General features: G+C 63.7%; 10 protein-coding genes. 9 read left to right on the forward strand and 1 reads right to left on the reverse strand.

The features are described from left to right. The coding region (locus EOB49_RS23870; protein ID WP_164781784.1) for an efflux RND transporter permease subunit at positions 1 to 2,166 on the forward strand (2,166 nt) is incomplete at its 5' end. Between the two features lie 15 nt (positions 2,167 to 2,181). Further along, the gene (locus EOB49_RS23875) at positions 2,182 to 3,333 is read left to right on the forward strand and encodes an efflux RND transporter periplasmic adaptor subunit (RefSeq protein ID WP_127268585.1); all 1,152 of its coding nucleotides are present in this window, start codon (positions 2,182 to 2,184) and stop codon (positions 3,331 to 3,333) included. Positions 3,334 to 3,355: 22 nt separating this feature from the next. On the opposite strand, the gene EOB49_RS23880 is transcribed toward EOB49_RS23875, so the two are convergent. After that, positions 3,356 to 4,288 carry a LysR substrate-binding domain-containing protein gene (locus EOB49_RS23880; protein ID WP_127382414.1) on the reverse strand — a complete coding sequence of 311 codons (933 nt, stop codon included), beginning with the start codon at positions 4,286 to 4,288 and terminating at the stop codon, positions 3,356 to 3,358. A 101-nt stretch (positions 4,289 to 4,389) separates the two neighbouring features. Between EOB49_RS23880 and EOB49_RS23885 the strand changes: the two genes are divergently transcribed. From EOB49_RS23885 to EOB49_RS37935, 7 genes are all read left to right on the forward strand, one after another. Beyond that, positions 4,390 to 5,178 (forward strand): 2OG-Fe(II) oxygenase, encoded by a 789-nt coding sequence (locus EOB49_RS23885; RefSeq protein WP_127382415.1) that lies wholly within the window; start codon positions 4,390 to 4,392, stop codon positions 5,176 to 5,178. 106 nt (positions 5,179 to 5,284) lie between these two features. Then, on the forward strand, positions 5,285 to 5,977 hold the full coding sequence (locus tag EOB49_RS23890) for a GntR family transcriptional regulator (RefSeq protein WP_023808713.1): 693 nt from the start codon (positions 5,285 to 5,287) through the stop codon (positions 5,975 to 5,977). A 35-nt stretch (positions 5,978 to 6,012) separates the two neighbouring features. Then, complete coding sequence (locus EOB49_RS23895; protein WP_127382416.1) at positions 6,013 to 7,119, forward strand: mandelate racemase/muconate lactonizing enzyme family protein; 1,107 nt, start codon at positions 6,013 to 6,015, stop codon at positions 7,117 to 7,119. A 1-nt stretch (position 7,120) separates the two neighbouring features. Beyond that, a complete protein-coding gene (locus EOB49_RS23900; protein ID WP_127382417.1) occupies positions 7,121 to 8,317 on the forward strand; it encodes a mandelate racemase/muconate lactonizing enzyme family protein in 1,197 nt (398 codons plus the stop codon). 244 nt (positions 8,318 to 8,561) lie between these two features. After that, positions 8,562 to 10,226: an ABC transporter substrate-binding protein gene (locus EOB49_RS23905; protein ID WP_127382418.1), complete on the forward strand. Its 1,665-nt coding sequence runs from the start codon at positions 8,562 to 8,564 to the stop codon at positions 10,224 to 10,226. A 70-nt stretch (positions 10,227 to 10,296) separates the two neighbouring features. Beyond that, a complete protein-coding gene (locus tag EOB49_RS23910; RefSeq protein WP_127270253.1) occupies positions 10,297 to 11,250 on the forward strand; it encodes an ABC transporter permease in 954 nt (317 codons plus the stop codon). Next, the coding region (locus EOB49_RS37935; RefSeq protein ID WP_245472813.1) for an ABC transporter permease at positions 11,247 to 11,815 on the forward strand (569 nt) is incomplete at its 3' end. The genes EOB49_RS23910 and EOB49_RS37935, both read left to right, overlap by 4 nt.

Here is an 11,815-nt window from a genome sequence, read left to right on the forward strand (position 1 = left end):
TCGATGCATGACGTGCTGATCACGCTCGGCGAAGCGCTGGTGCTGGTCGTCGCCGTGGTGTTCATCTTCCTGCAAAGCTGGCGCACGACAATCATCCCGACCATCGCCATTCCGGTGTCGCTGGTGGCGACGCTGGTCGTCATGGAGATGCTCGGCTTCTCGCTCAACATGCTCTCCCTGCTCGGCATGGTGCTGGCGATCGGCCTCGTCGTCGACGACGCCATCGTCGTGGTTGAGAATGTCGAACGACAGCTGGAGGCCGGGCTCAAACCGCTTGCGGCGACCAAGGCCGCAATGCGCGAGGTCACCGGACCGATCATCGCCACCACCGCGGTGCTGATGGCGGTGTTCGTGCCGGTCGCCTTCATTCCCGGCGTCTCCGGCAAGCTCTACAACCAGTTCGCGCTGACCGTGGCGATCTCCGTCGGCATCTCCGCCTTCAACTCATTGACGCTCAGTCCCGCGCTCAGTGCGGCCTTCCTGCGCCATCGCGGCGAGACGCAGTTCGCCCCGTTCCGCTGGTTCAACACCGGCTTCGACAGGCTCTCGCATGCCTATGCCAATGGCGTGCGCATCCTCATCCGCTTGCGCTGGATCATGCTCGGCCTGTTCGCGGCCGGACTGGTCGCCACCTACTTCGTCTGGCAGCGCCTGCCCTCGACCTTCCTTCCGGTCGAGGACCAGGGCTATTTCTTCGTCGTCATCCAGTTGCCCGACGGCGCGTCGCTGGAACGCACCGACGCGGTGGCGCAGAAGGCGCGCGACATCCTGCAGGCGACGCCCGGCGTCGAGATTGTCGGCTCGATCAGCGGCCTGAATTTCCTGACCAGTGCGGCGCAGTCGAATTCGGCGGTCGAATTCGCCATCCTGAAGCCGTGGGAGGAGCGCGGCCCCGACCAGAGCGCGTCGAAGCTCGTCGCCGATGTGCGCGGCAAGCTGATGCAGATTCCGGAAGCTTTCGCGCTGAGCTTCGATCCGCCTTCTATCCCGGGTATCGGCACCACAGGCGGCTTCGAATTCGTCGTCGAGGATTTGACCGGCCGCGGCAGTTCAGCCCTCAACGATGCGACCCAAGCCGTGATCGCCGAGGCGCGCAAGCAGCCGGAAATCAACCCGCAGCAGCTGTTCTCGCCATTCTCGACCTCGACGCCGCAGTTCAACTACGACCTCGACCGCAGCAAGGCCAAGCTGCTCGGCCTCAATCTGCCCGATGTCTTCAACACACTGCAGATCTATCTCGGCTCGCTCTACGTCAACGACTTCAACCTGTTCGGCCGCACCTTCCGGGTGACCATCCAGGCCGACAAGGATGCACGTGCGGGTGCCGCCGACATTTCGCGGCTCTATGTGCGCAATGCCTCCGGCGGCATGGTGCCGCTCTCGACCCTGGGCAAACTCGTGCCCTTCGTCGGCCCGGAGACCGTGCCGCATTACAACAACAATGCCTCGGCCTCGATCAATGGCGGTGCCGCACCCGGCTTTTCCTCGGGCCAGGCGGTTGCCGCGATGGAACGGGCCGCCGCCATTGCGCTGCCAAGGGATTTCGGTTTCGAATGGACCGGCATCACCTTCCAGGAGCTCAAGGCAGGATCGATCGCGTCCGTCGTCTTCGGCCTCGCCATCGTCTTCGTCTTCCTGATCCTGGCGATGCAGTATGAGAGTTGGGCGATGCCGTTCATGGTGCTGTTGGCGGTGCCACTGGCCCTGTTCGGCGCCTTCGTGGCCTTGTTGCTGCGTGGCATGCAGATCGACGTCTACTCGCAGATAGGCTTCGTCATGCTGATCGGCCTGGCGGCCAAGAACGCGATCCTGATCGTCGAGTTCGCAAGGCGACGGCGCGAAGAAGGCCTCAGCATCATCGACGCGGCGATGGAGGCGGCACGGCTCAGGCTGCGGCCGATCCTGATGACGGCCTTCGCCTTCATCCTCGGCGTGCTGCCGCTGATGTTTGCGACCGGCGCCGGTGCGGCAAGCCGGCAGTCGATCGGCACCACCGTGTTCGGCGGCATGGTCGCGGCGACCATCCTGTCGCTGGTGTTCGTTCCGGTGTTCTACGCGGTCATCGAGCAGCTGCGCGAACGCCGCGGCAATGACGAGCCCGCCTCTCAAGACAATGAACCAACGACTGAGCCCGCCTTGCGCCCCCTGGCGGAAGCGGCCGAATAAGATTGGAGACTGATCATGCGTAAATGGAAAATCGCGTTGGGAACGGCCGTCGCACTGGGAGCGATCTCGGTGGCCAGCGTCCACCTGCTCGACATGGGCAACCTCAGCCTCAATGCCGGCACGGCCGCGGCGACGCCTGCTCCGGCGGCATTCGTCATGCCTGTGCCGGTGGTCAGTGTCGTCAAGAAGACGATCCCGATCTACCTGGACTATGCCGCGCGGACGGAACCGATCCGCAGCATCACCTTGCAGGCCAGGATTCCGGGCTATCTGCAGGAGCAGACCGCAGCCGACGGCGTCGACGTCCGGCAAGGCGATCTTCTCTACAAGATCTCGCCTGACGACTTCCAGGCGGCTCTCGACCAGGCCAAGGCGCAAGTGCAGCGCGATACGGCGACGCTCGACTATGCCCGCTCCAACCTCGGTCGCGGCACCGAGCTCGCCAAGAGCGGCTACCTCGCCAAGGACGGCTTCGACCAGCGCACCAGCACCTTGCGCGAGGCACAGGCGTCGCTGGCGGTCAATCAGGCGGCGGTCCGCACGGCAGAGCTCAATTTGAGCTACGCTGAAATCCGGGCGCCGTTTGGCGGGCGTCTCGGCCGCAACCAGGCTTCGGTCGGAACGCTGGTCAGCGTTGCCGGCACCGTGCTCAACACGCTGGTGCAACTCGATCCGATCTACGTCACCTTCAACCCGAGCGAGACGGATCTGGCCGAGATCGAGCAAGCCCGCGCAAACGGGCCGATCGAAGTGGAGGTGCTGCTCCCCGGCCAGACCGAGGCCAGCCAGAAGGGCGAGCTTACCTTCATCGACAATTCGGTCGACCGCTCGACCGGCACGATCACGGCGCGCGCAACGATCGGTAACGGCAAGTTCACGCTGCTGCCCGGCCAATATGTTCGTGTCCGGCTGCATGTGAGAGAGCAGGCCGACGCGCTGATGGTGCCGCAGACGGCGCTGGGCTCGAGCCAGCTCGGCAAATATCTCTATGTCGTCGGCAAGGACAACACGGTCGACCAGCGGCTGGTTTCGCTCGGACCGACGAGCGGCGGTCAGGTCGCCATCCTCAGCGGCGTCGCCGAGGGCGACCAGGTGATCACGGGCAATCTGCAGAAGATCGGACCCGGAGCGCCTGTATCGCCGATACCGGAAAAGCCGGCCACCTGAACACCCCCGTCAGGACCCGGCTTCAGCGCGGCGCCCCGACCTTCCCACAGGTCGCGGGCGCCGCTCGACTGAGCAGTTCCACCAGACCGGCAACATCGGCGCGGTCGGCCTTGGCCACCGGCATGAATGCACAATAGGGATGCCCGAGGCGCACGGAGACGGAGGAGAGCGCAATCAGCCGACCGGCCTCCAGATCGGCGCGCGCCATGACCCGCTGGCCAAGCGCGATGCCCAGGCCCAGCCTTGCCGAGGCGATCGCAAGGCTGGACAGGCCGACGCGCCGCCCGTGCGACGGGTCGGGTGAGCGGCTGCCGCCGGAGGCCGCAAACCAGTCAGCCCAGGTCGGGTGCGAGGCATAGTTCGGCCCCCAATTGGTGTGGATGAACTGGCTCTCGTGCAAATCCGCCAGACTCGGATCGCCATTGCCGTGCCGGTGCCAGAATTCCGGCGCACAGACCGGCAGGACATCATCATGGACGAGACGAACAAGTTTCAGCCCGGAATAATGATAATCGCCATAGCTGATGCGCAGGTCGATGTTCTGGCGCATCAGGTCGACCGGATCGTCCTCGACACGGACATCGATGGCCATCTGCGGGAAGGCATCGAGGAGCGTGGCCAGCCTCGGCGCCAGCCACAGTTCGGCCAGCGAGAACGGCACGCTGACGACCAGACGCGTCCGCATCCCGCCCTCCAGCATGCGCTGGCCTATAGCGGCGATGTCTCCCAAAGCCTTCGCGGTCTGCGGATAGATAGCGTGGCCGGCGTCGGTGAGCGCGATGCGATTGCCGCTGCGCACAAACAGCTGCTTGCCGAACCATGTTTCGAGATTGCGTATCTGCTGGCTGACCGCTGCAGAGGACACACCGAGTTCAGAGGCGGCCAGAGTGAAGCTGCCGGCACGCGCCGCAACCTCGAAAGCCTTGATCGCATTCAACGGAGGTAGCCGTTCCACATCGATTCCGTAAGTTTTTCTTAGCCAATCCTAACTATTTTCGGCGTTGAGAGAAAGATTTTTTGCCGTCTCATAGGCTCGAAACCTTCGGAGCCATGACGATGAAAGACATCCTCGATCTCGATCGCTATCCGCTCGACCGCGAAGGCAGCGCCGAATGGCAGCGCCTTGTCGAACAATCCGTCGCCGCGCTCGAAGCCGACGGCATGTTCAATCTGGAAGGGTTTTTGCGCCCCGGCGTGGCGGAACAAGCCGTGCGCGAAATCCAGCCGGTGATGGCCGCGCGCTCGCATGTGCACAAGCGGATGCACAACATCTACTTCAAGCCCGACATTCCCGAGCTTGCACCCGACCATCCGGCGCTGCGCAAGGTGGAGACCATCAGCCACACCGTCTGTGCCGACCAGATTCCGGGCAGTGTCGTGCTCGCCATCTACGAATACGAACCGCTACTGCGCTTCCTGGCAGCGACGATGGGCAAGACCAGGCTGCATGTCATGCAGGATCCGTTGGCGCGAACCAATGTCATGGCCTATCGCGCCGGCGAGGCTTTGAACTGGCATTTCGATCGTTCCGAATTCACGACGACGCTGTTGTTGCAGGCAGCGGAGCGTGGCGGCGACCTCGAATACCGCACCGATCTGCGATCTGACGACAATCCCAACTATGACGGAGTCGCAAGGCTGCTGGAGGGGCGCGACCCCGATGCAAAGATCCTGCGCATGAAGCCCGGCACGCTGAATGTCTTCCGCGGCAAGAACACCGCGCATCGCGTCACCACGGTCGAAGGCGAGCGCGAGCGCATGATCGCGGTGTTTTCCTACTATGAGAAGCCCGGCGTGATGTTCAGCGCCGAGGAGCGCGTCGGCTTCTACGGCCGTGCCGCCTGAGACCGAAGAGGCAATATGCCAGCGGCCCCAAGAATCCGAAGATGACCTCTTGTTAGATTGTCGACAATCTGCTTGTCTTGCTTTCGATTTCCCTGGGAGCGGCCGAATGGCGAAAGCGGATTTCAGTCCGATCGCGGACACGACGCGACGCGCCGAGATCGTCGCGCTGCTACGGCGTGCGATCCTGACCGGCCAGCTCGCGCCCGGCCAGAAGCTCAACGAACTCAGGATATCGGAGCAGATGCGGGTCAGCCGCGCGCCATTGCGCGAGGCGATGCGCGAACTGGTCCAGGAAGGCATCCTGACCAGCATCCCCTATGCCGGCACCTTCGTCATCGAGGTCACAGCCAAGGACATCGACGATGCCTATTCGTTCAACAAGGTGATGGACGAGCTGGCCATCGAGCGGGCGTGGCCGCTGCGCGACCAGCGCTTTTTCGACGAGCTCGACCGGCGCCACGAAGCCGTGAAGCAGGCGACCCGTGCGTTGGACACGACACGCCAAATCGAAACCGCGCTGCAACTGCATGGCCTGATCTACGAATGGGCGGACAATTCGGTGCTGCTGGAAACCTGGCAGCGGCTGACCAGCCGGCTGCAGATGTATTTTGCGCTCCACCAGCATGCCCGCAATGAGCCGGTGCCGGCCGAAGACGTTCACGAGACCTATGTGCGGTTGCTAAAGGGCAAGGACATGCGTGCCGCCCAGCGCCATGCCAGGGAGCACATCGATCTCGATTTCGAGGAGTTGCTTGCCTACGCGCGCGGCCTCGAACAGCGCCCGTCGAGGGGCGCCTGACCCGTTCCCAACACCACAGACAGCGGACAAGACACGTGCAGATCCAAACCATCAAGGCCTACCATGTCGTGCAGCCCTTCGTGGACGGGCCCTATCGCATGTCCAAGGGGCGCGAGGCCGACGCCTTCGACGCTGTGATCGTGTCCATCGCATCAGACAGCGGCATCACCGGCTGGGGCGAGATGGCGCCGCTCGGCAATTTTTACTCGGCCGCCTTCCCGGCCGGCGTTCGCGCCGGCGTGGTCGAGATCGCGCCGCATCTGATCGGCCATGATCCGCGCGGACTAGCCAGCATCGGCCGGCTGATGGACACGGTGTTCAAGGGTCATCCCTACATCAAGTCGGCGCTCGACATGGCCTGCTGGGATCTGGCGGGGCGCGCCGCCGACGTGCCGCTGGTCACGCTGCTCGGCGGCAAGGAAAGCGACACCGCAGAACTCTACAAGGTCGTCACGCACGGCAGCGTCGACGCCATGGCCGCGCTGGCCAAGCGCATCGTCAAGGACGGCTTCCACCGGCTACAGGTCAAGGTCGGCGGCAATGTGCATGACGACATCGAACGTGTCACCGCGGTCGCCGCCTCAGTGCCGAAAGGCACGGTCATCTTCTGCGACGCCAATGCCGGCTGGACGCCCTATCAGGCTCGCCAGTTCGCCGACGCGACGCGCAGCATCGACTACACGTTCGAGCAGCCCTGCACCACGATCGATGAAAACATGTCGGTGCGCCGCATGCTCGACAAGCCGATGGTGCTCGACGAATCCGTCACCTCGCTCGAGGCGATGCTGGAAATTCATCGCCTGGGTGCGGCCGACGGGCTGACCCTGAAGATCTCGCGCCTTGGCGGGGTGACGAAGACGCGCCAGATCCGCGACGTTGCCGTCGACCTCGGCTTCATGATCACGGTCGAGGACACGGGCGGCGCCGAGATCGACACCGCGGCCATGGCGCATCTGTCGTTGTCGACGCCGGAAGAGCGCCGGCTGCATGCCATCGCCTTCCATGAATGGGTGACGGTGCGCACGGCGTCGAACATGCCGCCGGTCACCGGCAGCCGCATGGGCATTCCGGACGGACCGGGCCTCGGCATCGACGTCGTTCCCGACCTGCTGGGCAAGCCTTTCTTCGAGGTCGGCCGCTGAGATGAAGATCCGCGGGATCAAAGCCACGCCGATCAATCTGCGCCTCGAAGCACCCTATGCCTGGGTGTTCGGCGAACTCGACGGATTTTCGCCGACCATTGTTGAAGTCGAGACCGAGGATGGCTTGATTGGCCTCGGCGAAGCGCCGACGCCAGCGGCGGCCGCGATTATCAACGATGTCCTGGCGCCACGGCTGCCGACGCCGGCGGCGGCCGCGATCATCAACGATGTCCTGGCGCCACGGCTGGTCGGGCGCGATGCCTTCGACATCGCCGGCGCCGAGCATGTCTGCCTGCCCTTCTGGACCGGCGTGCAGTCGATCAACGACCGCACCCGCATCATGGCCTTCGGCGCCATCGAGATGGCGTTGTGGGACCTGCGCGGCAAGGCGTGGGACCAGCCACTCTACCAGTTGCTTGGCGGCGCCGTGCGCAAGGACATCCCGTTCACCGACTATTTTTCGCTGCGCGGTGATGGGCCAAAGGTGAAGGGCGAGACGACGCCGGAAGAAGTCGCCGATTATTGCGTCGAATTGCACGAGACGCACGGAACGACCTTCTTCGAAGGCAAGTTCTCGACCGATGATCCGAACATCTCGTTTGCCATGATCCGCATCGATTCCAACCAGGCCTATTCGCTCAGCACCGCGCGTCGCCTAGCGCGGCCGCTGGAAGACCTCGGCGTGCGCAACTGGGAGGATCCGGTGGCGACGATCGAGGAGATGCGCGAATTGCGGCGCCATTGCTCGATCCCGTTCTCGACCCACAACATCGACATTGCGCGCGCCATGGAAACCAAGGTGCCGGACGCCTTCGTCGGCAACCCGACAACGCATGGCGGCATAGGCCGGCTGCTGCGCTTCGTCGGCGCCTGCGAGCACGCCGGCATCGATTTCTGGTGCTACAGCGGCGACAGCGGCATCGGCAGTGCCGCCTATCTGCACCTGTGCGCGGCACTTGGTTGGATCAGGGAGCCGAACCAGTCGCTGTTTCGCATGCTGCCGATGGATGTCACCGAGGAAGGGCCGTTTTCGCCAAGGAACAATTTCGTGCGCATTCCGGAAGGTCCCGGTCTCGGCGTCACCTTGTCGCGCGAGAACCTCGCTGCCTGTCACAGAGACTTTACCGAGAAAGGACCGTGCAACAAGTATCATGACCCGGCAAAGCCCGGAACCTATCGCCGTTTGCCGCTGAACTAGACGGCGGCAGCCGGCCAGACAGCGGCCAAGAGACGAGAAGCCAACCGCGCGACTTCGGTCAGGAAGGTTGGACAAGACGATGGAGCAGTGCAGCCAGGAAGCCGGCGCGTCCACGCCACGACTGGATGGACCGGACAAAACCGCATGCTAAGGTTTCGGTCGACAGACCGCTCGGGCGGCCGAAAAATGGAGCAATCCACGAAATTTCGTCAACCATAAGAAATAGGGGAAAGGGTAAAAACCCATGAGCAAGAACTTTGGCATTCTCGACCTGATCCGGCGCAATCGCACGCCGCTTGAAAATCACCTGATCGACGGCCTTGTCGACGGTCGTGTCAGCCGCCGCGACTTCGTCCGTCACGGCAGCCTGCTCGGCCTGTCGCTGCCGCTGCTGGGCCGTATCGGCATGGCAGCCGGCCTCGGCGGCATGCCGTCGCTGGCGCGCGCCCAGGGCGCACCTGGCGCCACCATCCGTGTCGCCAGCAGCGTGCCGGCGGCGACGATCGACCCGGTCACCATTGCGGACGCCGGCGGCTTGCTGGTCATGCAGCAGGTTGCGGAATTTCTCTGCGTCGACGGTCCCGACCTGGTGCTGCAACCGGCGCTGGCCGAGAGCTGGAAGCCGAACGACAATGGCACGGTGTGGACCTTCAAGCTGCGCAAGGGCGTAAAATTCCACAGCGGCGGCGAGATGAAGGCCGAGGACGTCGTGGCCAGCATCGACCGCCTTGCCGATCCGGCCAATTCGTCCAATGCGCTGTCGGTGTTCACCGGCATCCTGCAGAAGGGCGCCTCCAAGAAGGTCGACGACTATACGGTGGAATTCCACCTCGATGCGCCGAACGGCAACTTCCCCTACATGCTGTCGTCCGACAACTACAACGCCGTCATCATCCCGGCGAGTTACAAGGGCGACTACGAGAAGAGCTTCGACGGCACCGGGCCGTTCAGAATAGAGAAATACACGGCAAAGGTCGGCGCCTCCTTCATCCGCAACGAAGACTATTGGGGTCCGAAGGCACTGCCGGAACGCACCGAATTCACCTTCTTCACCGATATGCAGCCGCAGATCCTGGCGCTGCAGGGCGGACAGGTCGACATCATCAACCAGATGCCCGTGCTGGCCGGCGTCGCTCTGCTCAATGATCCGAACGTCGACATCATCAGCCTGAAGTCGTCGGCCCATCAGCAACTGCACATGCGCTGCGACGAGGGCCCGTTGAAGGATGCGCGCGTGCGCCGTGCCATTGCGCTCTGCCTCGATCGCGACAAGCTGGCCGCCGGCCTGATGAAGGGACGCTCCGCTCTGGGCAATGACAGCCCGTTCGCTGCCGTCTACCCTTCGACCGATACGAGCGTGCCGCAACGCAAGCAGGATATCGCCCAGGCCAAGCAGCTCATGGAAGCAGCCGGCCTTGGCCAGGGCTTCAAGATAACCCTGACCACCGAACGCTACCTGGAAATCCCTGAATACGCCCAGCTGATCCAAAACTGGGTCAAGGAGATCGGTGTCCAACTCGACCTCAACATCCTCGACCAAAGCGGCTATTACGGAGACGCGGTGTTCGGCAAGTCGAACTGGCTGGATTCGGTGATGGGCATCACCGACTACGGTCACCGCGGCGTGCCGAACGTCTATCTCGCGGCACCGCTGAAGAGTGAAGGCACCTGGAACGCGGCACACTTCAAGAACAAGGACTATGACGCGCTGGCGACCAGCTACATCGCAGCCCTCGACCTCGAGGCGCAGAAGGCCGACGCCGGCAAGATCCAGAAGCTGCTGCTCGAGGAAACGCCTGTCATCTTCGGCTATTTCTACGACTATCTGACGGCGACGGCGAAGGGCGTGGCCGGTGTACAGCCGACCGCCATGTCGCAGCTGTTCCTCGACAAGGCATCGAAGGCCTGAACGGAAGGGAAAGCCAATCCTCTAACAGCCAGCTCCCGCATGGGGGCTGGCTCCACAAGGAGTCCTAGCCATTCTCTCCTTCCTTGTCCGGCGTGTCTCGCTGTCGCTCGTCACGCTGTTCCTACTCAGCATCATGGTGTTCCTGGGCGGCCAGGTGCTGCCCGGCAATGTCGGGCGCGCCATATTGGGCCCGTTCGCCGACCAGCGCGCGGTCGACGCGCTCAATCACACGCTCGGCGTCGATCGCCCGCTGCTAACGCAATACTGGAGCTGGATCTCCAACTTCGTCCAGGGCGACATGGGTACGTCCTACATCTTCCGCTCGCCGGTCGCGCCTTTCGTCATCGATGCGCTCGGCAATTCGATGAAGCTGGCGGCGGTCGCCTTCGTGCTGGTGGTGCCGATCGGCATCCTCGGCGGCGTCGTCGCCGCACTCAACCTCAACCGCCCGCTCGACCGCATCATCAGTCTCGGCGGCCTGTCGGTGACCGTGCTGCCGGAATTCGTCACCGGCATCATCCTGATCCTGATCTTTGGTGTCTGGCTGCGCTGGCTGCCGATATCGGCCGCATGGCCGCGCGACGCCGGCTTCTTCACGCAGCTCTATTACCTGATCCTGCCCTCGCTGCCGCTGTTCCTGGTGCTGTTCGGCTACATCGCCCGCATGGCGCGCTCCGGCATGATCGAAGCGCTCGATTCCGACTACACGCGAACGGCCGTGCTCAAGGGCCTGCCCTGGCGCACGGTGATCTGGCGGCATGTGCTGCGCAACGCGCTGCTGCCGACCATCACCGTCATCGCGACGCAGACCGGCTACCTCATCGGCGGCCTTGTCGTCATCGAAACGCTGTTTCGCTACCAGGGCATCGGGTCGCTGATCTTCACCGCCGCGCGCGGCAAGGATTTCCCGATGCTGGAGTCGGGCATCCTCACCATCGGCATTGTCTATGCCGTGGCCACCCTTGTCGCCGACTTCCTCTATTCCGTGCTCAATCCGCGCATCCGGCTGGGGTCAGATCAATGAGCGCTGTCCAAACCAGCTCTCCGACACCAGACGACACGCGCCGGCGCGGCCCGCTGGCGGAAGTCTTTTTCTCGCTGCTGCGCTCGCGAACATTCCTTGTCGGTTTCGCCATCGTGCTGTTCTGGGTTGCCTGCGCGCTGTTCGGCGAGCATTTCGCACCTTACGATCCGCTCGCCGACGACATCATCAACGCGCTGGCGCCGCCCTCTTCCGAACACTGGTTCGGCACCGACCAGATCGGCCGCGACGTCTTCTCGCGCGTCATCGTCGGTTCGCGCGACATCCTGACCGTCGCACCGCTGGCAACCTTGCTGGCGACGGTGGCCGGCACGGCGCTCGGCCTCGTCACCGGCTATTTTCGCGGCCTCGTCGACGATGTCGTCAGCCGCATCCTAGAAGCCTTCATGGCGATCCCGGTGGTCATCGTCGCGCTACTGGCCATCGTCGCGCTCGGCACCTCCAAAACCACGGTCATCGTCGTCATCGGCCTGAGCTTCGCGCCGATCATCGCGCGCACCGTGCGCTCGGCGGTGCTGGCCGAACGCGAGCTCGACTATGTCGCCGC

Source organism: Mesorhizobium sp. M7A.F.Ca.MR.148.00.0.0, assembly GCF_003997735.1.
In the GTDB taxonomy this organism is placed as follows: domain Bacteria; phylum Pseudomonadota; class Alphaproteobacteria; order Rhizobiales; family Rhizobiaceae; genus Mesorhizobium.

Excerpts from the sequence above, each read along its gene's own strand:
- EOB49_RS23875 (WP_127268585.1), top strand. The coding sequence starts at position 2,182 with ATGCGTAAATGGAAAATCGCGTTGGGAACGGCCGTCGCACTGGGAGCG.
- EOB49_RS23885 (WP_127382415.1), top strand. The coding sequence starts at position 4,390 with ATGAAAGACATCCTCGATCTCGATCGCTATCCGCTCGACCGCGAAGGC.
- EOB49_RS23890 (WP_023808713.1), top strand. The coding sequence starts at position 5,285 with ATGGCGAAAGCGGATTTCAGTCCGATCGCGGACACGACGCGACGCGCC.
- EOB49_RS23900 (WP_127382417.1), top strand. The coding sequence starts at position 7,121 with ATGAAGATCCGCGGGATCAAAGCCACGCCGATCAATCTGCGCCTCGAA.
- EOB49_RS23905 (WP_127382418.1), top strand. The coding sequence starts at position 8,562 with ATGAGCAAGAACTTTGGCATTCTCGACCTGATCCGGCGCAATCGCACG.